The 24,780-nt window shown below is 65.2% G+C and carries 25 protein-coding genes; 15 read left to right on the top strand and 10 right to left on the bottom strand.

Translation table 11 applies throughout. The features are described 5' to 3' along the window. Positions 1-245: 245 nt before the first annotated feature. From D769_RS10720 to D769_RS10705, 4 genes are all read right to left on the bottom strand, one after another. Positions 246-788: a chemotaxis protein CheW gene (locus D769_RS10720; RefSeq protein WP_008644881.1), complete on the bottom strand. Its 543-nt coding sequence runs from the start codon at positions 786-788 to the stop codon at positions 246-248. A gap of 77 nt (positions 789-865) precedes the next feature. Beyond that, positions 866-1,234, bottom strand: coding sequence for a response regulator (locus D769_RS10715; protein WP_008644878.1), 369 nt, complete (start codon positions 1,232-1,234; stop codon positions 866-868). Positions 1,235-1,268: 34 nt separating this feature from the next. Then, positions 1,269-1,772 carry a response regulator gene (locus D769_RS10710; protein WP_008644875.1) on the bottom strand — a complete coding sequence of 168 codons (504 nt, stop codon included), beginning with the start codon at positions 1,770-1,772 and terminating at the stop codon, positions 1,269-1,271. 377 nt (positions 1,773-2,149) lie between these two features. After that, a complete protein-coding gene (locus tag D769_RS10705) occupies positions 2,150-2,320 on the bottom strand; it encodes a rubredoxin (protein WP_008644874.1) in 171 nt (56 codons plus the stop codon). A 245-nt stretch (positions 2,321-2,565) separates the two neighbouring features. Between D769_RS10705 and hemL the strand changes: the two genes are divergently transcribed. Then, positions 2,566-3,858 (top strand): glutamate-1-semialdehyde 2,1-aminomutase, encoded by a 1,293-nt coding sequence (hemL, locus tag D769_RS10700; protein WP_008644871.1) that lies wholly within the window; start codon positions 2,566-2,568, stop codon positions 3,856-3,858. Here the strand turns inward: hemL and dapA are convergent. Beyond that, a complete protein-coding gene (gene dapA, locus D769_RS10695; RefSeq protein WP_008644869.1) occupies positions 3,845-4,753 on the bottom strand; it encodes a 4-hydroxy-tetrahydrodipicolinate synthase in 909 nt (302 codons plus the stop codon). The genes hemL and dapA overlap by 14 nt on opposite strands. A 399-nt stretch (positions 4,754-5,152) precedes the next feature. Here dapA and D769_RS10690 point away from each other — a divergent pair, with 399 nt between their 5' ends. Genes D769_RS10690 through D769_RS10680 form a run of 3 tightly spaced genes read left to right on the top strand, consistent with a single transcriptional unit; the run spans position 5,153 to position 7,149 of the window. Then, positions 5,153-5,755 (top strand): LemA family protein, encoded by a 603-nt coding sequence (locus tag D769_RS10690; RefSeq protein WP_008644868.1) that lies wholly within the window; start codon positions 5,153-5,155, stop codon positions 5,753-5,755. A 13-nt stretch (positions 5,756-5,768) separates the two neighbouring features. Further along, positions 5,769-6,599 carry a YgcG family protein gene (locus D769_RS10685; RefSeq protein WP_008644866.1) on the top strand — a complete coding sequence of 277 codons (831 nt, stop codon included), beginning with the start codon at positions 5,769-5,771 and terminating at the stop codon, positions 6,597-6,599. 13 nt (positions 6,600-6,612) lie between these two features. Continuing rightward, on the top strand, positions 6,613-7,149 hold the full coding sequence (locus D769_RS10680; protein WP_008644864.1) for a TPM domain-containing protein: 537 nt from the start codon (positions 6,613-6,615) through the stop codon (positions 7,147-7,149). 45 nt (positions 7,150-7,194) lie between these two features. Here the strand turns inward: D769_RS10680 and D769_RS10675 are convergent, their stop codons facing one another. Beyond that, positions 7,195-7,983: an MHYT domain-containing protein gene (locus tag D769_RS10675; protein WP_008644862.1), complete on the bottom strand. Its 789-nt coding sequence runs from the start codon at positions 7,981-7,983 to the stop codon at positions 7,195-7,197. Between the two features lie 323 nt (positions 7,984-8,306). Continuing rightward, positions 8,307-9,563: an MFS transporter gene (locus D769_RS10670; RefSeq protein ID WP_035881473.1), complete on the bottom strand. Its 1,257-nt coding sequence runs from the start codon at positions 9,561-9,563 to the stop codon at positions 8,307-8,309. Between the two features lie 77 nt (positions 9,564-9,640). On the opposite strand from D769_RS10670, the gene D769_RS10665 reads away from it, so the two are divergent. The 4 genes from D769_RS10665 to D769_RS10650 all read left to right on the top strand — a co-directional run bounded on the left by D769_RS10665 (position 9,641) and on the right by D769_RS10650 (position 14,772). Then, positions 9,641-10,582: a LysR substrate-binding domain-containing protein gene (locus D769_RS10665; RefSeq protein WP_008644858.1), complete on the top strand. Its 942-nt coding sequence runs from the start codon at positions 9,641-9,643 to the stop codon at positions 10,580-10,582. Between the two features lie 1,030 nt (positions 10,583-11,612). Next, positions 11,613-12,989 (top strand): sigma-54 dependent transcriptional regulator, encoded by a 1,377-nt coding sequence (locus D769_RS10660; protein ID WP_008644856.1) that lies wholly within the window; start codon positions 11,613-11,615, stop codon positions 12,987-12,989. Between the two features lie 34 nt (positions 12,990-13,023). Next, positions 13,024-13,470 (top strand): GtrA family protein, encoded by a 447-nt coding sequence (locus D769_RS10655; RefSeq protein ID WP_008644854.1) that lies wholly within the window; start codon positions 13,024-13,026, stop codon positions 13,468-13,470. 75 nt (positions 13,471-13,545) lie between these two features. Next, entirely contained in the window at positions 13,546-14,772 is a 1,227-nt protein-coding gene (locus D769_RS10650; RefSeq protein ID WP_008644852.1) for a glycosyltransferase family 87 protein, read from the top strand. A gap of 24 nt (positions 14,773-14,796) precedes the next feature. On the opposite strand, the gene D769_RS10645 is transcribed toward D769_RS10650, so the two are convergent. Genes D769_RS10645 through D769_RS10635 form a run of 3 tightly spaced genes read right to left on the bottom strand, consistent with a single transcriptional unit; the run spans position 14,797 to position 18,351 of the window. Next, a complete protein-coding gene (locus D769_RS10645; protein WP_008644851.1) occupies positions 14,797-15,813 on the bottom strand; it encodes a glycosyltransferase family 2 protein in 1,017 nt (338 codons plus the stop codon). A gap of 41 nt (positions 15,814-15,854) precedes the next feature. Then, a complete protein-coding gene (locus D769_RS10640) occupies positions 15,855-17,093 on the bottom strand; it encodes a glycosyltransferase family 87 protein (protein WP_008644850.1) in 1,239 nt (412 codons plus the stop codon). A 1-nt stretch (position 17,094) separates the two neighbouring features. Next, positions 17,095-18,351, bottom strand: coding sequence for a glycosyltransferase family 87 protein (locus D769_RS10635; RefSeq protein ID WP_008644849.1), 1,257 nt, complete (start codon positions 18,349-18,351; stop codon positions 17,095-17,097). A 1,093-nt stretch (positions 18,352-19,444) separates the two neighbouring features. Here D769_RS10635 and D769_RS10625 point away from each other — a divergent pair. From D769_RS10625 to D769_RS10595, 7 genes are all read left to right on the top strand, one after another. Further along, entirely contained in the window at positions 19,445-19,618 is a 174-nt protein-coding gene (locus D769_RS10625; RefSeq protein WP_008644847.1) for a Flp family type IVb pilin, read from the top strand. Positions 19,619-19,709: 91 nt separating this feature from the next. Next, positions 19,710-19,883 (top strand): Flp family type IVb pilin, encoded by a 174-nt coding sequence (locus tag D769_RS10620; RefSeq protein WP_008644846.1) that lies wholly within the window; start codon positions 19,710-19,712, stop codon positions 19,881-19,883. A gap of 40 nt (positions 19,884-19,923) precedes the next feature. Continuing rightward, entirely contained in the window at positions 19,924-20,097 is a 174-nt protein-coding gene (locus D769_RS10615) for a Flp family type IVb pilin (RefSeq protein ID WP_008644845.1), read from the top strand. A gap of 37 nt (positions 20,098-20,134) precedes the next feature. Next, on the top strand, positions 20,135-20,638 hold the full coding sequence (locus D769_RS10610) for a prepilin peptidase (RefSeq protein ID WP_008644844.1): 504 nt from the start codon (positions 20,135-20,137) through the stop codon (positions 20,636-20,638). Between the two features lie 43 nt (positions 20,639-20,681). Beyond that, the gene (locus D769_RS10605) at positions 20,682-22,094 is read left to right on the top strand and encodes an ATP-binding protein (RefSeq protein WP_193750038.1); all 1,413 of its coding nucleotides are present in this window, start codon (positions 20,682-20,684) and stop codon (positions 22,092-22,094) included. Between the two features lie 49 nt (positions 22,095-22,143). After that, positions 22,144-22,989 carry a Flp pilus assembly protein CpaB gene (gene cpaB, locus D769_RS10600; protein ID WP_008644842.1) on the top strand — a complete coding sequence of 282 codons (846 nt, stop codon included), beginning with the start codon at positions 22,144-22,146 and terminating at the stop codon, positions 22,987-22,989. 87 nt (positions 22,990-23,076) lie between these two features. Further along, a partial coding sequence (locus D769_RS10595; protein ID WP_008644841.1) for a type II and III secretion system protein family protein occupies positions 23,077-24,780 on the top strand: 1,704 nt, incomplete at its 3' end.

Genomic DNA, 24,780 nt, shown 5'->3' with positions numbered 1-24,780 from the left:
CAAACGCGGCGCCACCCGGCGCCGCCACTTCTGCGGCAGCGCCCGCGGCTGCGGTGCGGCGACCCAGGCCGATCTTCTTGATACCCATAGCAACCCTCTGTTCGTTCGTTATTATGAAGCCGCTTCAGAATGATTCCGGCGTCGTTGCGGGGCCTTGCCAACCCACTTGTACTGTCTGCGGCCCCGCGCCCAGCCAGAACCACTGCGCTTCATTCTGAAACGGCTTCATTTCCAGATTCCGCTGATCAAGCCACGGTACGGCCGGCCTGCAGAAACACAGGCGACGCCAGCAACTGCCCGATATCAAGCACCTGCCAGCCACGCCCCTCCCTGTCCGCGAAGCGCAAGCCCTGCCAGCCTTCGGGTTCCTCACCCTGAGCCGGCGTCAGATCCGCCGCATGGCGCAGACCCAGCACGCGCGTGGCGATGATGCCGCACGCACGTTCGACGTGACGCGACAGGACGACGATCTTGCTGCCCGGCTGTACCGGCGTGGGGCCGTCGCCACAGAACATGGCGAAATCGATCACGCCCAGCAGGTTGCCGCGCGCGTTGACCAGGCCGCGATACCAGGGCTGCGTCAGCGGCACGCCGGCAGGCTGGCGCATCTCGATCACCTCGCCGGTTTCCAGCAACGGCAGCAGCCAGTTGCGCTGGCCCACCACCACACCCAGGTAGCTATCGACGGCCGGCAGGTTGCGCGCGTCGCGCAGACGCCGGGCCAGCATGGCCTGGTAATCCTGCAGGCGGGTCTGGCGGGCACGAAGGTCTTGGCGCGGCGCGTTCATGATGGGGATACCGGTTGGTGAAACCTTGGGGCAGTGGTGCCGGAGCGCGCTGCCCGCTTGCTGATGGGCTGGCTGGCTCAGTTCGCCAGCGCGGCGATCTTCGACAGCAGTTCCTCGCTGTCCACCGGCTTGACGACGTAGTCCGACGCGCCCTGGCGCATGCCCCAGATCCGGTCGGTTTCCAGGCCCTTGCTGGTGCACATGATCACGGGGATGTCCTTGAAGCGGTCGTCGCGCTTGATCGCGCGCGTGGCCTGGTAGCCGTTCTGGCCCGGCATCACCACGTCCATCAGGATCAGGTCGAAAGCGTCCGCCTCGAGCCGGGCCATGGCCTGGTCGCTGTTGCCGGCCACGGAGACCTTGAAGCCCTTCTTGCCGAGCAGGTCGGACATGAACAGGGCTTCGGTGGGCGAATCGTCGACGATAAGGATTTTGCTGATGGTCATTGTCTTTTTCCTGGATGCTTCGGGCGGCCGGTCGTCAGGCCGCCACGGCCGCACCCTCATCGGCCACGCAACCCGTCAGGCAGGACTGGACGGCCTGCAGCAGGGCTTCGCGGGAAAAGGGCTTGGCAAGATGGTTATGCGCGCCGACAAGCTTGCCGCGCGAACGGTCGAACACGCCGTCGCGAGACGACAGCATGATCACGGGAATGGCGTGGAAGCGTGGGCTCTTCTTGATGAGAGAGCAGGTCTGGTAGCCGTCCAGACGGGGCATCAGGATGTCGCAAAAGATGACGTCCGGGCGCAGGTCGCCAACCTTGGCGAGCGCCTCGAATCCGTCCTCGGCCAGCATGACCTGATAGCCAGCGTTCGTCAGGAAGATTTCCGCCGTGCGGCGGATGGTGCTGGAGTCGTCGATGACAAGAATCTTGCCCGACACCCTGCGGCCCGACACCGCAGATGCCTCATCGGCGCCGGCATCGGCACCGATTCTGACCCCGTCGACAGACTTGCTGTCTATTTCTGTTTGCGTGACCCGCATGTTGTTCCCGCGACCAACTGCCCGCAGAGAAGCACGGACGCCGGCATTCACTTGAGAACTCCCGCACGGCATCACCCATGGCGTGCCGGCGGCCCCCGATTTCAACTTTCCCAATCAACAAACCCGGCTACCCGGCCGGTCCGGCGGCGCGTTCTGACTGCTCGCGCCTGCCTTGCTGGAAGCCGCCTTGACCTGGCGGCTCCTTTTATTCTTGTAGCTGCATACCACCGCGCTCAGCCTGCGTGCGCAGGCCGGACCGGGGTGCAGTTTTGCCGCAAAGTGTGACAATTCATAGTTAGGCCGTCAATCCGGGGCTTCCGGCCCGGCCTGTCGAACTGTCTCTTTCCCGCGACGGGAAACAGTTACGGCGAATGGCTTCAGATCGCCACCATCTCGAAATCTTCCTTGCGCGCACCGCATTCCGGACAGGTCCAGTTGATGGGCACGTCTTCCCATTTGGTACCCGGGGCGATGCCGTCTTCCGGCGCGCCAGCGGCTTCGTCGTAAATCCAGCCGCAGATCAGGCACATCCAAGTCTTGTATTCCATATGCAGGCTCTTGCCAGTCTCCATTAAAATCAAGCGCAGATGGTACCGAATCAGCGCCGATGACGCCACCCATGCCCCGGCGCGTTCACACCAGTTTCGTTTGCGTTCGCGCATGTTAGCGTGCAGATGCCGCCCGAACGGCACGCAATTCACCCGATTTGCTCATATTTTGAGCATTTCGAAGCCGACGCGCCCCCCGGCCGGACGCATGTTTTTCCTCCTGAATCCTTTTCAGCCAGATTCCCATGTCCCGTAACCAGCAGCTTTTCGATCGCGCCCAGCAGACCATTCCCGGCGGCGTCAACTCGCCCGTCCGCGCCTTCCGTTCGGTGGGCGGCACGCCGCGCTTTATCACTCGCGCCGAGGGTGCCTATATGTGGGATGCCGACGGCCAGCGCTATATCGACTACATCGGCTCCTGGGGCCCGATGATCGTCGGCCACGCGCATCCGGACGTGGTCCGCGCTGTGCAGGAGACCGCCACCCAGAGCTTCTCGTTCGGCGCGCCGACCGAAGCCGAAATCGACATGGCCGAGGAAATCTGCAAGCTCGTGCCATCGATCGAGCAGGTGCGCCTGGTGTCGTCGGGCACCGAAGCCACCATGAGCGCGCTGCGCCTGGCACGCGGCTTCACCGGCCGCGACCTGATCATCAAGTTCGAGGGCTGCTACCACGGCCATGCCGACAGCCTGCTGGTCAAGGCCGGCTCGGGCCTGCTGACGTTTGCCGACACCACGCAGAACGCGCCGTCGTCGGCGGGCGTGCCGGCTGATGTCACCCGGCACACGATGGTGCTGGAGTACAACAACGTCACCCAGCTCGAGGAGGCGTTCGCGCGCCACAAGGGCGAGATCGCCGCCGTGATCGTGGAGCCGGTGGCCGGCAACATGAACCTGGTGCGCGCCAGCAAGGCATTCCTGACCGCCATGCGCAACCTGTGCAGCGAGCACGGCAGTGTGCTGATCTTTGATGAGGTGATGACGGGCTTCCGCGTGGCGCTTGGCGGCGCGCAGGCGCACTACGGCATCAAGCCGGACATGACCTGCCTGGGCAAGGTGATCGGCGGCGGAATGCCGGCGGCGGCGTTCGGCGGCCGGCGTGACATCATGGCCAAGCTGGCGCCGCTGGGTGGTGTCTATCAGGCCGGCACGCTCTCCGGCAACCCGCTGGCCGTGGCCGCCGGCCTGACCACGCTGCGCCTGATCCAGGCCCCGGGCTTCTACGACCGGCTGGCCACGCAGACGCGCAAGCTGGCCGACGGCCTGACCAAGGCCGCCCGTGAGGCTGGCGTGCCGTTCTGCGCGGACGCGATCGGCGGCATGTTCGGCATCTACTTCACCAACGAAGTGCCCGGCAGCTTCGCCGAGGTGACCAAGGCCGACGTGGGCCGCTTCAACCGCTTCTTCCATGCAATGCTGGCCGAAGGCGTCTACCTGGCGCCATCGGCCTTCGAGGCCGGCTTCGTCTCGGCCAAGCATGACGATGCGATCATCGAAGCGACGGTGGCTGCCGCCGCCAAGGCCTTCAAGGCTGGCTGACCGCCCCGCTCACGATATCCATCGCATCGAACATCGCCGCGAGCTGGTTTGCCAGTTCCGGCGATGCGCGGGTCATCGGCGCGCGCAGCTCGTCGCGCAACCAGCCCTGACGCGCCAGCAGCGCCTTGATCGGCCCCGGGTTCGGCTCCGCGAACAGCGTCTGGATCAGCGGCATCAATGCGTAGAACAAGCGGCGCGCCTCGTCCAGCCGACCCTCGGACACGGCGCGCCAGATCGCCACGAACCGCTCCGGATGGAAGTGCGCGCAAGCGATGATCGCGCCCTGCCCGCCCAACGCCAGCGTGCCGAGAAGCTGGTGATCCTCTCCCGCCAACACCGCCAGCCTGCCATCGGCGATCAGCGCCTGCGTGCTAAGGGCATTGCCGCCGCAATCCTTGATCGCGCCGATATTGCCGTGATCAGCCAGCGTTAGCAGCGTCTCCAGCGTCAGCGTCGTGCCGGTTCGGTACGGAATGTCATAGAGCACCAGCGGGGCCCGCGAAGCATCTGCCAGTCGCCGGAAGTAGTCGCGCAATCCGTCCTGCGACGGACGGATGTAGTACGGCGCGGGGGCCAGCACGCCCGCCAGCGGCCGTTCGTTGCAGCGGCCCAGGCGTGCCAGCACATGGCCCAGATGGTTGCCGGCCAGACCCATGATCACCGGTAGCCCGTTGGCGCATTCGAGCACCGTGTCGAGCACAGCCAGTTGCTCGGGCTCCTCCAGCGCAGCCGCCTCGCCAGTGCTGCCGCATACGACGAAGCCGGCGATGCCCGTTACGCTGAAGTGGCCAACCAGACGCTGCAAGGCGTCGAAATCGACTTCGCCACGATGAAAAGGGGTCACGAGCGGCAGCCAGATGCCGCGAAAACCAGGATGGGACTGCGTGTTCTGCATGAAAGGACTCCGGATCGACCGATTCGGAAACCGTCAGAGCGCGACGCGGCAGGACACGGGGAATGCAAACGCGGGCAGATCGCCCCTTCGACCGGTACTGTTCCGTCGCCCATCTGACGGAACAGTGCGCTCCGGTCAGACGAGCGACTGTTTTTTGGCTTTGGCGCGCGCGGCCTGACCCACGCCCTGGAGGGCGATGCGAGTCGTGGAGGCATTGGATACGCGCGGCATGGGGGAGAATCTAGCCGGCACGGCGGGCGTGGTCAAGTGCCCGGATACCAATCCAGCGCCCTGCCCGCTTGCCGGAGCGTGGCGCCTTGACAGCTTTTGACAATGTACGGCAATCACCCTGCGCTACACTTCAACGTTATCGACCCCTGACATTTGCCGGAGCCCTAGATGCGCGCTGCCTCTTCCACCGCCCTGTTCCGCTGGCTGGCGATCGCCATGCTGGCAAGCCTGCTCTCCGCCTGTGGCTACAACGACTTCCAGGCCAAGGACGAAGCCGTCAAGGCGGCATGGGGCGAGGTCATTAACCAGTACCAGCGCCGCGCTGACCTGATTCCGAACCTGGTCGCCACGGTCAAGGGCTACGCCACACACGAACGCGAGACGCTTGAAGCCGTCACCAAGGCACGCGCCGAGGCCACCAGCATCAAGGTCACGCCCGAGACCCTCAACGATCCCGAGGCTTTCGCGCGGTTCCAGCAGGCCCAGGGACAACTGACCAGCGCGCTGTCGCGCCTGCTGGCCGTCTCCGAGAACTACCCGCAGCTGAAGGCCGACGCCTCGTTCCGCGACCTGCAATCGCAACTCGAAGGCACCGAGAACCGCATCACGGTGGCGCGCCAGCGCTACATCGCAGCCGTGCAGGATTACAACGTGCTGGCACGCAGCTTCCCGACCAACCTCACGGCGATGATCTTCAAGTACCCGGTCAAGCCGTCGTTCACCGTGGAGAACGAGAAGGCCATCTCCACGCCGCCCGCCGTGAAGTTCTGATACCACGACCATCATGATGCGCAAGGCCGTCGTTTTCTGGTTCCTGGCGCTGATGCTGGCGCTCCCGGCATGGGCAGCGGACGGCTTCGTCGCCGTCCCCGCGCTCACGCAACGCGTGACCGATCTGACCGGGACGCTGAGCGCCGATCAGCGCAGCTCGCTCGAAAACGTGCTGGCCGAATACGAGCAGCAGCGCGGCAGCCAGATCTTCGTGCTGATGGTGCCGACCACCGCGCCGGAGACGATCGACGCCTACAGCATCCGCGTGGCGGACGCCTGGCGCGCGGGCCGCAAGGGCGTCGACGATGGCGTGATCGTGCTGATCGCCAAGGACAATCCGCCCGGACTGCGGCGGATGCGCATCGAAGTGGGCCGTGGCGTGCAGGGGTCGCTGACCGATGCCATGTCGAATCGCGTCCTACAGGACGTGATGGCTCCCCATTTCCGGCAAAACGATTTCTACGGCGGACTCTCCGCCGGCATTTCCGCCATCCAGGCATTGATCGACAAGGAAGGACTGGCCGCGCCCAACCGCGCGCGCCAGACGCCCACCGAGAACGTGGCCAACTGGCTGCCGGTGCTCTTCCCGCTGGCGATCATCGTGTTCTTCTTCCTGTCCGCCATCCTGCGCAGTAGCCGCGGCCCGCATGTCGTCACCGGCCGGCGCGGCTGGCCCGACGTCACCGCCGGCGGGCTCGGCGGCATGACCGGTTACGAAATCGGCCGCCGTTGGGGCGGTGGAGGTGGAGGTGGCGGTGGCTTCGGCGGAGGCGACTCCGGCGGTGGCTTCAGTGGCGGTGGCGGCGGCGGCTTCGACGGCGGCGGCTCATCCGGCAACTGGTAACGGAGAGACCATCATGAAAAAGGCCAGCCATCCGCGTCCGCCGTTTCATCAGTCGCTCAAGCGCGCGCTGCGGCATATCGGCACGGGTCACAGCGTCGCGCACAGGGCGTTTCCCGACGAGGCACGGCACCAGCTCCAGGTAGCCGTGCACACGGGCGAGCAGCATCATCGCGGCGAGGTGCGCGTCGTCATCGAGGCAAATCTGCCCCTGTCGCTGGCCTGGCGCGGCGTGACGCCGCGCGCCCGCGCCCGCACGCTGTTCGGCGCACTCGAAGTGTGGAACACCGAGGACCATACCGGCGTGCTGCTGTACATCAACCTGGCCGACCATGCGGTGGAACTGCTGGCCGATCGCGGCATCGACGCACGCGTGAAGCCCGAGGCCTGGCATGACATCTGCGCCCATCTGGCGCAAGGCTTGGCGCGAAACGTGTCGGTGGAGCCGGTGCTCGAAGCCATCGCGCAGATTCACACGCTGCTGACGCGCCATTTCCCGGCCAGTGGTGGCAACAATCCCAACGAACTCGACGATCGACCGATCGTGCTCTGACCTGTCACGCAACCGGGCGGAGCCATGCCCCGCCCGCGTTGCGCATCAGCGGCGGCCGCTGGCCGACACCACCGAAACCGATTGCGACCCACTGCGCGTCGCCTCGATCACCAGAATGAAAATCAGCACCACAGCTGTCAGCGCGAAGACCGCATAACCCATGTTGTCGCCTTCCAGCGCGAGCAGCGTCGGCGAGTAGGTGCGGCCGGTGCAGATCATGGTGCCCGCCGTCATGCCCGTGTAGTGCATCCCGCAAACCGCCACGGCCATCACCAGCGCGGCGCCGATCTGCTGCGCCACGGTCTTCACGTTGGTGGCCAGCCACAGGCCGACCGCGGACACGACAATGGCGATCAACGCGGACAGCGCCACGATGAACAGATCCCACTCGAACACGCTGTTGGTGTGAATCGCGGCCATGCCGGTGTAGTGCATCACCACCACGCCGGTGCCCGTCAGCACGCCGCCCTTGATCGTATTGGTCAGGGGATTACCCGTGGGACTCGATGCCTTCGCCAGACCGGCGGCGGCAAACACCATCACGGCCAACAGCGAAGCCAGCGTGACCAGCAGGCTAAATTCCATATGGGTCGGCGTCTGATACGCGACCATGCCGATAAAGTGCATCGCCCAGACCGCGCCACCGCCGAGCGCGACGCTCGCGCACATCAGGCGATCCACATCCAGGCGGCCGTTCGGTTTTCGGATACCCCGGCACCATCGCAACGCCACGTAGGCCCCGCACGCGGAGATCAGGAAGGACAGGCCCACCATGAGCCAGTTGTACGAATACGGCACGACTGCGCCGGGGACGGCTGCAAATCCGTTAAACATGTAGACCCCTCGTAGGACACCGACTGTTTTCCGCCTTCGGGCGAAGGCGTCGTTGTTACGGCAAAGACATCTTGGGAATGCAATGCGTCGACAGCAGGTGATGCGGCGGATGCGCGCGAGGATAAGGACTGCAGTGGCCCTTTCTTAATGATTTCTTACTGCGGATGCCCCCGCGCGGACGCTCCGTCCGGGGGAGTATGGCGGGCGTGCAAGAGCACGCCAATAACCCATTTCGAGTAATTCCGGACGCCGGAAAAGCCGCTGCGGCCCGGGAGTTTCGAGGCGCCAACGGGGCGTCAAGATCGGCGCCTCCCGGAGAACGCTCAGGAGCGTTTTTCCATCAAGTACCAGATGGCAGCAAGCACCTGGATCACCACCAGCCCGGCCCACACCATCAGGTGCGCCGACGCCGGGTAACGGTCGCCATTCAATGGGAAGAAATCGAGCACGAAGCCGATGCCCACCTGGAACACGAAGGTGGCCAGGAACACGGTCAGCGTCATGGCAGTGGTGGCCCGGCCAATCAGCGCGTCGGGAAAGCGTCGCGCCAGCAGCGCGTACGTCAGGATGCCGGTGGAGCCGAACACACCGTACAGCGCCCACAGCAGCCCCAGCGGCAGGAATGGCAGCCGGGCCATCAGCAGCAACTGGATCACGATGAAGCCGATCATGCCGGAGCCGGCCAGCGCATACAGGCTGATGCCACGGCGCTCCAGGTGACGCGCGGCCCAGCCCGCGCCGATGCAACCGGCCATCATCGCAAACCCGATCACCGACACCAGACGCGCGCTCTCGCCGGGCCCCAGATCCTGCACATCGCGCATGAACGCGGTGACCCAAAGCGTCTGCACCGCCAGGAAAATGCCCTGGTTCAGCAGCGTCAGCGGCACCACGCGCCAGAAGCGCTCGCTGCTCAGGATCTGCCGCGTGCCACGCAACTGTTCGGCAAAGCTCTCCTTGCCCTGGCGCTTCACGTCGGGCACGCCAAACCAGAGCAGCGCGGCCATGCCGAACGATATGACGGCCATGCCGGCGCTGATGGTGCGCCAGTCGGTCCATGACAGCAGCCACGACAGCGGCGCACCCACGACCACCGCACCCAGCCCGCCGATGGCCATGACCAGCCCGTTCAGCAATGGCATGCGCGACAGCGGAAACCACATCGACAGCGCCTGGATCGCGGCGCCCAGGCAGACCGATACGCCCACGCCGATCATCGCCCGCCCGGCAGCAAGCCCCACCATCCCCGGCGCCCAGGCAAACACGAGCGAGCCCGCCACGGCCAACATCAGCATGACGGCCTCGGTACGGCGCGGGCCGAAGCGGTCGAGCAGGATGCCGGCCGGCAACTGGGCGCAGGCAAACCCGAGGAAATAGAAGCTCGTGAGCAGCCCGAGATCGCCTGCGGTAAGTCCCAGTTCGCGCGTCAGATAGGGCGCGAAACCGAGATTGACACCCCGGAACACATAAGAGACCAGGAAGCCGAGCGAGAAGAACGCCAGCACGCGCCAGCGCGCGCCAGACGCATGGTTAGGCTGGGAGGCCATGTCAGTGGCCGGATTGGTAGTGGATGCAGTCATGCATGCATTGTCGTCACCGGTATGGTGCAAGACCAGCGAAAGATACCTGCGGCAATTGTGAGTAGAATTTGACGACCATGACCGATTCGCGCCCCCCGCGTCACTCGCGCTCCCCCCATCTGCCCCCGCTTCAGGCGCTTCGCGCACTGGAGGCGGCCACGCGCCACCGCAGCTTCACCCGCGCAGCCGAGGAGTTGGCCCTGACGCATAGCGCCATCAGCCACCACATCCGCGCGCTCGAGAGCAACCTTGGCACCAAGCTGTTCCAGCGCACTGGCCTCAACATGACGCCGACCAGCGCCGGCACGCGCCTGGCCGAACAGGTGCGCGGCGCGCTTGACCAGCTTGAATCGGCCCTGCGGGAAGCCGGCAGCGTGTCAGGCCCACCCGTGGTGCAACTGCAGGTCAGTGTGATGGCAGACCTTGCTAACGCCTGGCTGATCCGCCGGCTGCCGAGCCTGCACGCACAGGCGCCCGAGCTCGATCTGCATCTGCGGCTGCATGCGGAGATTTCGCCGCCCGACCCCTACGCGGTAGACGTCGGCATCTGGCACCAGCGCGTGGACCTGCCCGGCTTCGAATGCCACAACCTCCTAGAGGACTACGTGATCGCCGTGGCCAGCCCTTCGCTGCTGGCGCGGTATCCGGGCTTCACCGTGGCGGACCTGCCCCGGCTGCCGATGCTGCGTTTCGCGCTCCGGCCATGGCGCGACTGGCTGCTGCTGGCCGGCCTGCCGCCCGACGAACCCGTGCGGGGGCCGATCTTCCAGGATGCCGGCCTGATGCTGCAATCGGCCGTGGCCGGCCTGGGCGTGGCCACCGCTCGCGCGCAGCTCGCGCACGACTACATCGCCAGCGGACAACTCGTGCAGATCGGCACCACGCGGATTCCATCGAGCCTGCATTACTGGGTGACCTGGCGCGAAGGCAATCCGCGCGAAAAGGCGATCCTGCGCTTTCATGCCTGGCTCAAGGAGCAGATTGCCGGCATTGCGCCGGAAAATGACTCTCAATTGTGAAACAGGTTGCGCATTTAGTTGGATAGCCAGTTTCAGAATTGCAACCATCTGACTCCGAAACTGGCAAATGCGTCCCTTACCCCTCCGAACTCATCCGTAAAGGCGAGGGCAAGTGAGAAAAATAGACCAAACGATGGACTGGAGCCGATATTTTCCCGATGAAATGGGCTCGGCATCGAGAATGAGTTTCAGCAACTTCCGGATTCTCCCTGGCGCAGGTCCCAGGCCAAGACTTATCTCAAGGCAAGTCGTCCAGAAAAGTATCAGAAGAGAGACATCAGTCCCATGAAATTTTTCTACAGAATGACTTCCAGAGAAACGTGCGGATCGTATTAAACACCCCCGTCGAGGGGTAAAAACATGCAATGGCGAGCATATGGGCTAATCAATTATGGGGACTAGCCCCTGGGCGAACGCCGTGCGCCTGCCGATCATCAATCGCGCCAAGGTTTCATCAACGAAACACTTTTTGCGACGCCATCCTGCAATTTCCACGCACAAAAATGAAAATCCTTAAAAATCATGTGCTTAGCGAGATTGAGAGATCCACGACCATATTCCCGTCAAAGGGCTGATTCCAGGGACGGGTCAGTCGTGCGGCGCCGGAGTGCTCCCAGGCAATTCGATCCGCAAATAAGCGATGGACCGACGCAGTGATGCGCGGATCCAATCCGCGTGGTGGCATCTGGCGCAACAGCCGGGTGCCACCACGACGTCATAGTCCCGGGGTTTCTTTTCGTAGTTTGCGGCCTATTGGGGTAAGCAGTCAGTCCGGAAGGCCGGCCGGGAAAATGCTTGCGGGAAAACGGGAATCGGCGAATCCAACAGCCGGAATCCGGGGGTTAGTCACGATCACTACCAGGCGGCATGGGTTGCGCTTTGGTTCGTGACGTGCAGCCGGGCGCAGTCGCGCCGGGCAGGCTTGCCTCCAGCGTTCCAGCATCCCCCTTCTCCCTTGAGCAACGTGGCCGAAGGCGTCCATGGCGCCTCGCCGCGCAGCGGGAAAAACAAAAAAAGGCTGGGGGAAAAAATGAGTCACTATGTCAACCGCCCGTTGCTGTATGTCTCCAGGCATCACGACGCGTCGTTGTGCCGTTATCTATCGCAGCACGGCTGGAAGCTGGTGTTCGCGAACAGCCTCGAGGATCTGGCCGCGCTGCCGCTCGACGGACCATTCTCGGCGGGCCTGCTCGACTTCCAGAGCGGCTTCAGCGATGCCGATCTCGAACTGATGGAGCCTTGGCTGGCGACGCGCCAGATCGGCTGGATTGGCGCGATCAGCTGCGCCGACGAGCTGACGGACACGGCGCGCAAGCTGCTCGGCCTGTACTTCATTGACTACTACACGGCGCCGTTCGACATGGCCGAGCTGAGCCGGACGCTCGGACACGCGGTTGGCATGGCAGCCCTGCGGCCGGGCCGCGAGCAGCCAGCCGTGCCGCTGACGCGCCCGCACGGGATCATCGGCGAATGCAATGCCATGCAGGCGCTGTTCCGCAGCATCGAGAAGGTGTCGCGGTGGGACACGCCGGTACTGATCTCCGGTGAATCCGGCACCGGCAAGGAACTCGCCGCGCAGGCCATCCATCGCGCCTCGCGCCGGGCCAACCAGCCGTTCGTCGCAGTCAACTGTGCGGCCATCCCGCCCACCTTGCTGATGTCCGAACTGTTCGGCTACGAGCGTGGCGCCTTCACGGGCGCGACCAAGCGCAAGCCGGGCCGGATCGAGATCGCGCAAGGCGGCACGCTGTTCCTGGATGAAATCGGCGACATGCCGCTCGAGAGCCAGACCAGTCTGCTGCGCTTCCTGGAAACAGGCCGGATTGAACGGCTGGGTGGTACCGAATCCGTCGCCGTCGATGTCCGGGTCATCTCGGCCACGCACGTCGACCTCGAAGCCGCCGTGGCGACCGAACGGTTCCGTGGCGACCTCTTTCACCGCCTGTGCGTGCTGCGCGTCAAGCAGCCACCGCTGCGCGAACGCGGCTCCGATGTGCTGCTGCTGGCCGAACATATCCTGGATTCCGTCCGCAAGGACTCGCCCGAGCACATCCGTGGCTTTTCGCCCATGGCCCTGCGCGCCATCACCACCCATGTCTGGCCAGGCAACGTGCGCGAGCTGCTCAACCGGATCCGCCTTGCCGCGGCGATGTGCGAGAACGGGGTCATCCAGCCCTCCGACCTCGAACTCGACACACCCGTGGAAAGCAAGCCGCCGACGCTGGCCGCGATTCGCGAAGCGGCCGAGCAGGCCGCGATCCTCGAAGCGCTGCAACGCCACCACGAACGTCTGATCGACGTGGCGGCCGAGCTTGGCATCTCGCGAGTCACGTTGTTCCGGCTCATGCGCGACTACAAGCTGCAGGTGCGGAAGGGCAACGTGGGACTGGTCTGCGTGCAGAACTGAAGGCTGGTGTCGATCCACGACGCGGAGTTCGAACATGCTGCAAGTCCAGTCCCGCTCCCGAGACGTGCCAGGCGAGCCGGCCGGCCATGCCATCTGGCATCGCCTGCCCGCGCGGGACACACTGGTCCGGCTCTTCCGATTCGGTGTATCCGGCGTCATCGCCACCGGCATCCACGTGGCGGTGGCCACCCCGTTGATCTACCTGCTCCATGCCTCGCAGGTGGGCGCCAACGGCGTGGCGTTCGTCGTCGCCAATATCGCGTCGTATCTGCTCAATACGCTGTGGAGCTTCGGCGCTATCCCCACGCGTGACAGCTACGTGCGCTTTCTGATCGTATCGCTGCTGGGTCTGGGCCTGACACTTGGCATCTCTGCCGGCGCGCAGGCGCTTGGCCTTGGCTATTGGGCCGGTCTCGCCGCGATCCTGTCGGTGGTGCCGGCGGTCACGTTCGTGCTGCACCGGACCTGGACGTATCGCTGACCGAGCAGCCACACCATGCCACCGGGCGGGCGTGCCTGGCCCGGCCGGCCATCCGCATCACCTCGAGGAGCCCCCATGCCAGCCGCCACCGACACGCCCAAGACGGCTTCGCTCGACAGCGCCACCCCTGTCCGCTGGCTCACGCCGGGACGCATCTGCCTGTATGCCGCCACCTTGCTGGTGCTCGAATGCGTCGTGGTCACGGCGTGGTGGTACGGCCACTCGGTCATTGCCAATCCGACTGTGCCGCGTCTGGGTTGGGATTTCGTCGTCTACTGGTGCGCCTCGGGACTCGCGCAGATGCATGGCGCGGTCGCTGCCTACGATTGGGAACTGCTGCGCGTGGCGAAGACACCGCTACTGCCGAACACATTCGGTCCGTTCGCCTATCCCCCCACGTTCCTGCTGATGATCTACCCGCTTGCCGCGCTGCCTTTCAGCATGGCGCTTGTCCTGTTCGCGCTGACGGGCATCGCGCTGTATCTGGGCTATCTGCGCGCCGTGGTCGGCCATCTGCACCGTTACTGGTTCGTTCCCGCGCTCGCATTCCCAGGAGTCTGGACCACGCTGATTTCGGGTCAGAACTCGCTGTACACCCTGGCAGCCGCGGGTGGCGCGCTTTGGCTCATGCGTCGTCACCCGGTGGCTGCGGGGGCCTGCATTGCGCTGCTTTGCGTCAAGCCGCAGCTCGGCGTGCTGTTTCCCCTGATGCTCCTCTGCGAGCGGCGCTGGACCACAATGGCTGCGGCGGCGGGATGCTCTACGTTGTTCGTCGGCCTGACTGTCATGGCCTTCGGCGTCGACATCTACCCGGCGTTCCTGCACAGCCTGGCGATGTTCCGGGAAACAGTGGCCGTGAACATCGACACGTTGCGCGGCGCGCCGACGGTCTTTGGTGTGCTGTACGTGGCCGGTGCCAGCATTCCGCTGGCTAACAGCGTGCATGCCGCCGTGGCGCTCTGCGCGATCGCGGCATGCGTGTGGGTATGGTGCACCAGGCCTCGGCTCGCGCTGAGCGCTTCCACGCTCGTGGTTGGTACCCTGCTCACGCAGCCCTATCTGATCTACTACGACCTTGCGTGGCTGGCCATTCCCGTGGCCCTGCTCTGCGTCGACATGATCCGCTTTGGCAGCCGTGGATGGGAGCGCCTGCTGCTGATCGTCACCTGGTTCGCGCCGATGCAGGGCCTCAGCCCGTTCTTCATCGACCACGTCCCGCAACTCACGCCCCTCGTGCTGGTGTGCCTCCTTGGCCTGATCGTCCTGCGTCATCAAGCCGCGAGAAGCACCGTCCAATCCTGAACGGAAGGGCAGCTTCAGAAGCTCTCAGTGCCGCTTGGCCGCCGCCGCGATCGGGATGACGCGGCCATTGCCCACGGCGCGGCCTTGCGGACGGCGCTCCTGGTAGCGGCGCTTGACCAGATAGATCGGGCGGCCCTTCGATTCGTCGTAGATGCGGCCGATATACTCGCCCAGCACGCCCAGCCCGATGAGCTGGATGCCACCGAAGAACAGCAGCAGCGACAGCACGGAGGCATAACCCGGCACGTCGACCCCCAGGATCAGCGTGCGCGCCACGATGAACGTGCCGTAGCAGAAGGCGATCATGGCGATGAACGACCCGACGTACGTCCAGCTTCGCAGCGGCAACGTGCTGAAGCTGGTGATGCCTTCGAGCGCCAGGTTCCAGAGCCGCCAGCCTGAGAACTTCGATTCCCCGGCGCAGCGCGGCGCGCGCTCGTACTGGACGACTACCGTATTGAAGCCAACCCAGGCGAACAGCCCTTTCATGAAACGGTGCCGCTCGGGCAACTGCTTCAGCGCGTTGACAACGGCGCGGTCCATCAGCCGGAAATCCCCGACGTTCTCCGGAATCTTCAGGTCCGACAGCCAGTTATGCACGCGATAGTAGGCCGTCGCGGTGACACGCTTCAGGAACGAATCGCTGGCGCGGCTGGCACGCTGCGCCAGCACCACTTCGGCGCCCTGCCGCCATTTCTCGACGAGGGTGGGAATCAGCTCCGGCGGGTCCTGCAAATCGGCGTCGATCGGGATTACCGCGTCACCGAATGCTTCGTCGATGCCCGCGGTCAATGCCGCCTCCTTGCCGAAGTTGCGCGTAAGGTCGATCACACGGATGCGGCCATCGCGCCGCGAGATGTCGACGAGCCGCGCGAGCGTGTCGTCGGCACTGCCATCGTTGACGCAGACGATCTCGAAGCGCGTGGCTGGCACCGATTCCAGGATCGGCACCACACGGTCGAAGAACGCCTGCAGCGCGGTGCCCTCGTTGTAGAACGGCACCACCAGCGACAGGAGCTGGATGTCGTCATAGTCGGCCATGATCTCTTTCCTCCCGGCACGCGTTGCCGCGCGCTCCGTCATCAGGCATTGAACGATGCCTTGTCCATCCTTTCCAGCCGGATTCGCCAGACGCCCAGCGCCAACGCGAGCATCAGCCCGAGCGGCAACGGCTGGAATCCGATCTCCGGACCTGTCACACGGCTCCACAGCGGCATCAGCCACAGCAGCACCAGCAACTCCCGCTCGCCCCGCAACCAGCCGGCGCGATGGCCGTGCGCGCCGAGCCAGGCAATTGCCAGCCCGAGGAACACGAGGTCGTAGTCATACAGGTAGGCCGGCACCAGCAACCCAGCCACCACAAGTACGGCGGCACGCAGCGCGAAGCTGCAGGGCCGGGACCACGCATACACCACCGACGCCAGCGCTGCCGCTGCCACCAGACCGTGTATCGCGTAAGGCAACAGCAAGCCGCCACTGATCAGCTTCATTGAGGCAAACACCGTTGGCATCCGCGCCATCAGTGCGGAGCCCTGCTCCACCGACTCGCGCGCCATGGCGGCGTTGCGCAGGAATGCGGCGAAGGGCTCCGAGCCGAACACCAGCAGCGACGCCACCGTCAGCACCAGCGTCGTGCAAGCCATGGCGCCCAGCACACGCCAAGCGCGCGCGCAAAGCAGCGCCACCGGGACCATCAGCGCGAGCTGTGGCTTCATCGCCACCACGCCCAGCAGCACCCCCGCCAGCAACGGACGCGAGCGCAGGCACGTCAGTGCCAGGCCGGCGCAGCCCGCAAGCCACAGCGAGTTCTGTCCGGTGGCCAGCACCACCACGATGCCGGGAAACGCAACCGCCGCCAGCCGGGCATCGCGCCATGGCAACGTGCGACATAGCGCCCACGCAAACCAGGCAACGCCACCCACCAGAAACACGAACGTGGCCAGTCCATAGGGCACCAGCCCGAACGGCAATACGAACCACAACGACATGGGCGGATACAGCCAGGGCAGCACACCATCGCCGATGGCAAGCCCGGGCACCGCGGAGAGTTCCACATGCCGCAGCGCGCCCAGATCGTAGGGCGCGGCCGCCCCACTGGATAACGCCAGCTTCGCCGTGCTCCAGAACACGACGAAATCGCCACCCGGTGCGAATACGCCCGGTACCTTCAGCACGCAGGCGCGGAACAGCCAGATCCCGAAGTACAGCGCGTAGCAGGCAATCGCCACGCACGAATAGAGCCGCAACCGGCTGGCATCGAGCCAATGCGAGCGTGACGCATCGTCCCGTGCCCGGCGCGCGGCAGCCTGCAGCGTGGCCATGTCAGGTTCCCACCGGCGCCGGCACCGACGCGGACGCAGTGCGGGCCATGGTCCGACGAACGGCCACGATCACAAGCAATGCCGAGATAACGGGGCCGATCTGCGGCATTCCGAGCTTGGGGTTCATCTGTTCGAAGATCGGCAACCACCACGCCACCAGGAACAAGAGGCGCTCGCGGTTGGACAGGCCATGACGAATGCCATCGCCGACGAGACCCGCGACCGCGATCCCCAGCCACGTCAGTTCGTAGTGACGGACATACGGCGTGGCCAGCAACGCGGCGGCGGCGAGCACGGCGGCGCACAGTGGCGCCTCGCGCGTGCGGGACCATACATAGACGACGGCGGCCGCGGCGGCGAGCGCTGCCAGCCCTTGCACGGCGTAGGCCGAAGCGCGGTTCAACCCTGACAGCTGCGCGGCGGCCAGCACCGATGGCATGCCGTACCACCCTTCCGGCGTGCCTTCCACAAGATTTGCGCGGGCCCACGCGACACTGTTCAGGAATGCCGGAATCGTCTCCCAGCCGCAGATCACGACGCTGACCGCCGCGAAGATCGCCGCCGTGGCGGCGGCGCTCGCCAAAGTACGAAAATGGCGACCCGCGATCAGCGCCACCGGAATCAGCAATGCCAGCTGCGGCTTGATGGCCAGCAGCCCGATCAGGACGCCGGCCAGAACCGGCCGCTTGCCCAGCAGGCAGATCGCCCCACCGACCAGCGACGCCGTCAGCAGCGAGTTCTGCCCGAGGATGACCGAGACCAGGACGGCCGGCGACGCCAGCACCGGCAGCCACAAGCCGCGCCGCAGCATGGAGCCGGCTCCGACCAGCCCGCCAATCGCGCACAGGTAGGCATAGGCGCTTGCGGTGATGAACAGCACGTAACTGAACGCGAACGGCAATGTGGCCAGCGGCAGGACCACCAGCAGGAACGTTGGCGGATACAGCCACGGCAGGACGGCAGTGTTGCCGATGTCGAGCGGCCCGTAGGTCGCCATCACCTCCAGGTGCCTGGCCACGTCGTAGGCCCGCACTGCCCCCTCGCTCAGCGTCAGATACGATGCGCTCCAGAACACGGCGAAATCTGTACCCGGACGACTGACGTGGCTATCGGTGAAGCCCTCGGTGTACCAGGCCCACGTCACCATCAACACCATGAACAGGAACAGCACGGCCGCGCTGTAGACGCGGGCGCGATCCAGATCCAGCCACGCCCCGCCTTGCCTCCCCGTGTCCGCCCGCACTGCTTCCTGACTCATGACTCACCCCGTTCCCTTATGTTCTTGCCTTATGTTCTTGCAGGTGCCATGCCGCGGTCTTGTCCGAACGTCGGCAACGCCTGGTGTTGCCTAAGTCTTGTCACGCGAGCGCGTTAGCGCAAGGCGCCCCAAGGGGTCGAGAACGAGCCGGCGCCCCGGAAAACGCGATCCGTGCGCGCGATGTTTCCTTCCTGAATCACGCGCGGATTGGAGGTGGAGAATGGCGTCGCACAAGCGATTGCGGGCGGCGCGCGATGCCAGCGCACGTGCCGCCCCGCAACGCAGGCAACCACGCGCGTTTCCATTCGGAAACGTTGCCCTCCGCAGGGTCCGCTTCATCCATCAGTCGGGCCGGCGCAGGCATCGCGCAGTCATGCATCCACGGTTGTCATCCTCCAGGGCGAACGGTCTGCGTAATGCGCCGCACCTGACTACTTCTTTTGGATGAGCGACACATCCGCCCGACCTAGTGATGTCGGCGATCCATTCATACTGGGGCTGACCCGCCGGTGGGCTCATCCAAAATAAATCAGGGCCCAGCGTTTCCGGCTGGCAACGACGCGGGCCCGAAACGCGGCATTCCGCCCACATCGCCGCAGCACCCGCCAGGCGGGCCTCCCCGCAAAGCCTTGTGGGACAACGAATTCATCAGGGCTGGCCCACGGATTGCCTATGTCAGCCTGCGGCACCGTCACTCACGGTAAGCCGCAACTGCCAGCGAGCTGTTCGCCGCCGGCAGAAGAACAAAGATTCGGGGAGCAACACCATGCCAGCTATCGGTCAGCTCGTGAGAATGCATCGGACCATGGGTCGCATCTCCGCCGCTCGCAGCGGCGGCAGCGTGCCCTACCGTTGCATGGTTCGCGCAAGCCACGCCCAACACGCGGCACGGTGCATCCATGCCTCCGCCGAGCGACGGCTGCAGGCGCGTTGCCCTCACGGCGCAAGCGTCGGCGCTGGCCGTTGGCCATTTCATTGCTGCGCGATCTGCGCGCCACCGTCCTGCCGCTTCCTCCCGCTCTGAAATCACAGATGTCTGTTCGAAGTTTCTGTCCGTAGTCGCAAGCGTGCTTTTCAACCCAAGGAGTCCACCATGCAACGTCTGACCCAAAACCTGAAGCGTTTCGTCCGTGACGAAGACGGCGTTACCGCCATCGAATATGGCCTGATCGCCGCACTGATCGCCGTAGTGATCATCGCCTCGGTGCAACTCGTCGGCACGAACCTGAGCAAGGTCTTCAGCCTCATCGGCGCCGAACTGGCCTGACGGCTCGACGGTTCGCGGCGTGGCCGGTTCATGTGCCACGCCGCGAACCTTTGATACCGGCCATCACGGATCACCTCCCAAGGAGAGCCACATGTCCAACCACTTCGTCAGCTTGAAGGCGTTCCTCCGCGACGACGACGGCGTCACCGCCATCGAGTACGGCCTGATCGCCGCCTTGATCGCGGTCGTGATCATCGCCTCGGTGCAGCTCGTCGGTACGAACCTGAGCAGCATCTTCAGCACGATCGCCTCGGAACTGTCCTGAGCCTAGTCACCCGACACGACACGCCATCGAGGAGACCACCATGTCCAGTCTCAAGATCATGTGCAGCACCTTCCGACGTGACACGCGCGGCGTGACGTCCATCGAGTACGCGTTGCTGGGAGCGCTGATTGCCATGGTCATCATCGGCGCGGTGAGCCTCCTCGGCACCAATCTCAAGGCGCTCTACGACATGGTCGCCGCGGAGGTGCCCTGATAAGGGCCGCACCATTCCAGAACGAGCCGAGCACGCCATGACCACCATCCCGACGCTCTCACCCTATATCGGTCCCACCGTTATCGCGGTGGTACTAACCGCCGCCGCCACGGATCTGCAGCGGCGCCGCATTCCGAACTGGCTGACGTTTGGCGCATGGCTGGTGGCGTTGCCCGTCCAGATGACGATCCACGGCCTGGCCGCCGGCGCGTCCACATGGGCACTGGGCTGGCTGACGGGCCTTGGCATCTTCCTGCCCATTTACCTGCTGCGCGGCATGGCCGCCGGCGACGTCAAGCTGATGGCCGCCGTGGGTGCGTGGCTCGGCGCAAGCCTTGCCGCATCGATCGCGCTGGCGTCGTTCGTCATTGGGGGCGTGTGGGCCCTGACCCTTGTGCTGGCATCCGGCAAGGGCCGCCAGGTCGTGCGCAACCTCGGCGGGATCGCACTCACTGGACAAGGTGGCGCATCCGTCGGCTCCCTGCCCTATGGGGTGGCGATCGCGGCCGGCACGCTGACCATGCTGTTCGCCAGCACGTGATGGACCAACCGGACCACAAGGGACAAACACAAGGGGAACGGCAATGTTAGAGCACCATGAAGCAGGCCAGGCAACAAGACTCCCCGAGGCAGTCGCCTCGATGGTGCGGCATGCCCAGGCTGATCACGACGCGCTGCCGGCCTGGCACGTTCCGCCGCGATCCATCGCGGATACCGGTCTGGAGATCTCGCTGCTGCTTGGGCTGTTGCTGAAGGCCGCCTACCTGCACCGCAGCGTCTCCCTGACGATCCTGACGGACACGCTCAAGCTGCCTGCCTCTGTGGTGAACGAGATCGCGGCGGTCGCCGTTCGCGAGCGGCTGCTGGAAGTGGCCCATCGCGGCGCCAGCGACATCGACGTGCGATTTCGCCTGACCGACGCCGGCTACGCCCGCGCCGCGGAGACCTCGGCCCGCTGCAGCTACGCCGGTGCCGCGCCGGTCACGCTTCAGGCTTACCTCGATGCGATCCAGCATCACTCGATCCATCACACATCGGTCACGAAGGCGGATGTCACCGCGGCATTCCACAACCTGGTGGCGCCGGTCCATCTGCTCGACAGCATCGGCATGGCGCTGAACACCGCCCGCGCACTGATGATCTACGGCCCGCCGGGCAGCGGCAAGACCTACCTGGCGCAGCGACTTGGCGCGCTCTTGCCCGGTGCGGTGCCCGTGCCCCATGCGATCACCGTGGCGGGCGAGATCATCCAGATCATGGACCCGCTCGTGCACACGCCGATCGACGACAGCGAGGCTTCGTCCGCCCGCCGGTCAATGGACCGCCGCTGGGTCGTCTGCCATCGTCCCGTGGTGCTGACCGGCGGCGAACTGACGCTGTCGATGCTCGACCTCCGCTACGACAGCAACTCGGGCTTCTATCAGGCGCCACCGCACATGAAGGCCAACAACGGTATCTACATCGTGGATGACCTTGGCCGGCAGATGGTCGGCGTCGACCAGTTACTGAATCGCTGGATCGTGCCGCTGGACCGCGGCATCGACATGTTCACGCTTCATAGCGGCGTGCGGTTCTCGGTGCCCTTCGACGTATGGCCGGTGTTCTCGACCAACCTTTCGCCCACGGACCTCAGCGACGATGCGTTCCTGCGCCGGCTTGGCAGCAAGCTCTACGTGGGGCCGCTGCCGATCGACGACTACCGCGAAGTCTGCCTGCGCACGGCCACCGAACTCGGTCTGACGTGGCCGGAGCCCGCCTTCGATTTCCTGCTGGAGAGCCTGCATTTCTCCAGCGACACACCCCTGCTCGCGTGCATCCCGCGCGACCTGTTGCGGCTTGTGGCATCGCACGTGCGCTACCACGGCCACGCACCGCAAGTCACGGAAGAAAGCCTGTGCCGCGCCTGGCAGGGCTACTACGGATTGCAGGGCAAACCGGAAGCACTACCGCCGGACAACGAACACCGCTGGCCCGCCGGCCATCGTGCAGCGGGCTGAGTCAGCCCAACCAGGAAGGAAGCAAGTACATACGTAGGGGAGAGTCATCATGAAGAACACGCGAGCAATCCTGATGCTGCTGGTTGCGCTGGTGGCCGGCGCGGCGGCGGTGGTTTCCGCATCCCGCTGGCTGCTGCAGCAGTCGTCCAGCTCGGTCAAGCAGGTGGTAGTAGCAGCGAACGATCTCGATCTCGGCCAGCCGCTCAACGGCAGCCAGCTCAAGCTCGTCAGCTGGCCCGCCGGCAGTGTGCCGCCCGGTGCATTCGAAGACCCCAAGACACTGGACGGACGCGTGGTCCGCACCAGCCTGCAACGCGGCGAACCCATCATCGACGCGAAGCTGGCGCCGGTGGGCACCAAGGGCGGCCTCTCCGCCGTCATCAACGACGGCAAGCGCGCCATCACGGTTCGCGTCAACGATGTGGTGGGCGTGGCTGGCTTCGCGCTGCCAGGCAATTACGTCGATGTGATCGTCAACACCAACGAGGACTCCAAGAGCGCGCAGAACGGCAGCATCTCGAAGATCGTGCTCGAGAAGATTCTGGTGCTGGCCGTGGCGCAACAGGTCAGCCGCGATGACACGCAGCCGAAGGTGGTCAACGCCGTGACGCTGGAAGTCTCGCCGGATCAGGCCGAGAAGCTCGACGTGGCGCGCAGCGTGGGAACGCTGTCGCTGGTGCTGCGCAATCAGATGGACGTGGCCGACATCAACACTGGCGGCGCCACCAAGCACACGCTGCTCGGCAAGGCCGAACTGCCCCCGCCGGCTCCGCTCGCTGCGCCGGCTCCCGTTACGCGCACGGTGGTCAAGACCCGTACGGTCGCCGCCGCACCGCGCGCTGGCAACTGTGTCGGCGTGCTCGCAGGCATCCAGGGCAGCCTGGAGTGCTTCTGACCGCAATGGATGAAACAGCCGAAGCACCGAGACACCCAGACGCTTAGCGCATCCAGATCCGCTTCACTCTCCGGGGGGAGATCAAAAATGAACCAGAAGACAACTGAAGCAGCACGCGGCACACGCCACTTCGTCCTGGCCGCCATCCTCTGCACACCACTCGCCGCCGCAGCACAGGTCGCGGTAGAAGCCGGCAACGTTGCCAGGTCGACCACGCCGGCGGCCTCGCCAGCGGTCAAGGTCCCGGGAGGGCCGGTGCAGATGACCATCAGCATGGCGCCCGTGCCCGCCGCCCCCTCGATTGCCGCTGACGCCCGTGGCCCGAACTGCTCCGGCGCGATCCGCAACGAATCGAGCGTGATCGTGCCGATCGGCAAGTCGCAGCTGATTCCGCTGCCTGAGCCAGTGCGCAACCGTACCCTGGGCAACCCGAACGTCGTGCAGGCCACGATGGTGTCGCCGCAGACGCTCTATGTCCTCGGGCGCACCGTGGGCACCACCAACATGATCGTGCAGGGCCGCAGTGGCGGTTGCAGCATCATCAACGTGGTGGTCAACGCGGACGCTAACGGATTGCAGACCTCGCTGGCCCAGTTGCTGCCGGGTGAATCGGGCATCCGCGTGATGACCGCCGCGGACAATCTGGTGCTGACCGGCAGCGTCTCCAGCTCACAGGCGGCGCTGCAGGCCATGGATATCGCCCAGGCGTACGCCAACGCGGCACAGGGCGACGGCGCCAACGGCAAGAAGGGCGGCGTGCTCAACATGATGTCCGTCGACACCCCGCAGCAGGTGATGCTGGAGGTGAAGGTTGCCGAAGTCTCCAAGACGCTGCTCAACCAGCTCGGTTCGGCAGTCAATATCCAGGGCGGCTTCGGATCGTGGACCGGTGGCGTGATCTCGAACTTGCTCACGGGCGCGGCGGCCGGCATCTTCGGTAGCAAGGCCAATAACAAGCCGTTCAATCTCGCGATCGACGCGCAGAAGAACGACAGCCTGGTAAAGGTCCTGGCCGAACCGAATCTGGTCACCATCAGTGGTCAGGAAGCCAGCTTCCTCGCTGGCGGCAAGATCTACATCCCGGTCGCGCAGAGCAACGCGCTCGGTGGCGCCTCCACCATCACGCTGCAGGAAGAAGAGTTCGGCGTGGGGCTGAAGTTCACCCCGACCGTGCTGGCCAACGGACGGATCCACCTGAAGGTGTCGCCGGAAGTCTCGGAACTGTCGCCCACGGGCGCAACGGTCAGCGGCAGCACGCTGACCGGACAGACGATCCTCCCGCTCATCACGACACGCCGCGCCTCTACCACCGTGCAGATGCGCGATGGCGAGAGCTTCGCGATCGGTGGCCTGCTGCAGGACAGCGCACGTGGCTCGCTGAAGGCACTGCCTGGCGCCGGTGAGGTTCCGGTACTTGGCACGCTGTTCCGCAGCACGCAGTTCCAGCAAGACCTGACCGAGCTGGTGTTCATCATCACGCCGCACCTGGTCAAGCCGATGCAGACGCAGAACTACCCGCTGCCGACCGACGGCTTCACTACGCCTGACCCGCTGTCGCTCTACTTCATGGGCAACATGGAAGGCAAGGGCAGGCCTGCTCCGCAGCCGGCACCGGCGCCTTCGCAACCCGCCGCGCCCGCCACGGCACCTGCTCCCGTGCCTTCGACCCCGCGCAGCGAAACCGGCCCGACCACGTCGGTTCCCACCAGCCCCACTCCGATCGGCAAGCTCCTGGACGAGCCGGCGCCGTCGGCCCCCGCGGCTTCGCCAGCACCAGTGGCAACCGTGGGG

The organism is Cupriavidus sp. HMR-1, assembly GCF_000319775.1.
Lineage (GTDB): Bacteria > Pseudomonadota > Gammaproteobacteria > Burkholderiales > Burkholderiaceae > Cupriavidus > Cupriavidus metallidurans.
This window is presented reverse-complemented; position numbering and strand designations above follow the sequence as displayed.

Coding starts and splice junctions, on each gene's coding strand:
- D769_RS10720 (WP_008644881.1), bottom strand. CDS start 788: ATGAACGCGCCGCGCCAAGACCTTCGTGCCCGCCAGACCCGCCTGCAG.
- D769_RS10715 (WP_008644878.1), bottom strand. CDS start 1,234: ATGACCATCAGCAAAATCCTTATCGTCGACGATTCGCCCACCGAAGCC.
- D769_RS10710 (WP_008644875.1), bottom strand. CDS start 1,772: ATGCGGGTCACGCAAACAGAAATAGACAGCAAGTCTGTCGACGGGGTC.
- D769_RS10705 (WP_008644874.1), bottom strand. CDS start 2,320: ATGGAATACAAGACTTGGATGTGCCTGATCTGCGGCTGGATTTACGAC.
- hemL (WP_008644871.1), top strand. CDS start 2,566: ATGTCCCGTAACCAGCAGCTTTTCGATCGCGCCCAGCAGACCATTCCC.
- dapA (WP_008644869.1), bottom strand. CDS start 4,753: ATGCAGAACACGCAGTCCCATCCTGGTTTTCGCGGCATCTGGCTGCCG.
- D769_RS10690 (WP_008644868.1), top strand. CDS start 5,153: ATGCGCGCTGCCTCTTCCACCGCCCTGTTCCGCTGGCTGGCGATCGCC.
- D769_RS10685 (WP_008644866.1), top strand. CDS start 5,769: ATGATGCGCAAGGCCGTCGTTTTCTGGTTCCTGGCGCTGATGCTGGCG.
- D769_RS10680 (WP_008644864.1), top strand. CDS start 6,613: ATGAAAAAGGCCAGCCATCCGCGTCCGCCGTTTCATCAGTCGCTCAAG.
- D769_RS10675 (WP_008644862.1), bottom strand. CDS start 7,983: ATGTTTAACGGATTTGCAGCCGTCCCCGGCGCAGTCGTGCCGTATTCG.
- D769_RS10670 (WP_035881473.1), bottom strand. CDS start 9,563: ATGACTGCATCCACTACCAATCCGGCCACTGACATGGCCTCCCAGCCT.
- D769_RS10665 (WP_008644858.1), top strand. CDS start 9,641: ATGACCGATTCGCGCCCCCCGCGTCACTCGCGCTCCCCCCATCTGCCC.
- D769_RS10660 (WP_008644856.1), top strand. CDS start 11,613: ATGAGTCACTATGTCAACCGCCCGTTGCTGTATGTCTCCAGGCATCAC.
- D769_RS10655 (WP_008644854.1), top strand. CDS start 13,024: ATGCTGCAAGTCCAGTCCCGCTCCCGAGACGTGCCAGGCGAGCCGGCC.
- D769_RS10650 (WP_008644852.1), top strand. CDS start 13,546: ATGCCAGCCGCCACCGACACGCCCAAGACGGCTTCGCTCGACAGCGCC.
- D769_RS10645 (WP_008644851.1), bottom strand. CDS start 15,813: ATGGCCGACTATGACGACATCCAGCTCCTGTCGCTGGTGGTGCCGTTC.
- D769_RS10640 (WP_008644850.1), bottom strand. CDS start 17,093: ATGGCCACGCTGCAGGCTGCCGCGCGCCGGGCACGGGACGATGCGTCA.
- D769_RS10635 (WP_008644849.1), bottom strand. CDS start 18,351: ATGAGTCAGGAAGCAGTGCGGGCGGACACGGGGAGGCAAGGCGGGGCG.
- D769_RS10625 (WP_008644847.1), top strand. CDS start 19,445: ATGCAACGTCTGACCCAAAACCTGAAGCGTTTCGTCCGTGACGAAGAC.
- D769_RS10620 (WP_008644846.1), top strand. CDS start 19,710: ATGTCCAACCACTTCGTCAGCTTGAAGGCGTTCCTCCGCGACGACGAC.
- D769_RS10615 (WP_008644845.1), top strand. CDS start 19,924: ATGTCCAGTCTCAAGATCATGTGCAGCACCTTCCGACGTGACACGCGC.
- D769_RS10610 (WP_008644844.1), top strand. CDS start 20,135: ATGACCACCATCCCGACGCTCTCACCCTATATCGGTCCCACCGTTATC.
- D769_RS10605 (WP_193750038.1), top strand. CDS start 20,682: ATGTTAGAGCACCATGAAGCAGGCCAGGCAACAAGACTCCCCGAGGCA.
- cpaB (WP_008644842.1), top strand. CDS start 22,144: ATGAAGAACACGCGAGCAATCCTGATGCTGCTGGTTGCGCTGGTGGCC.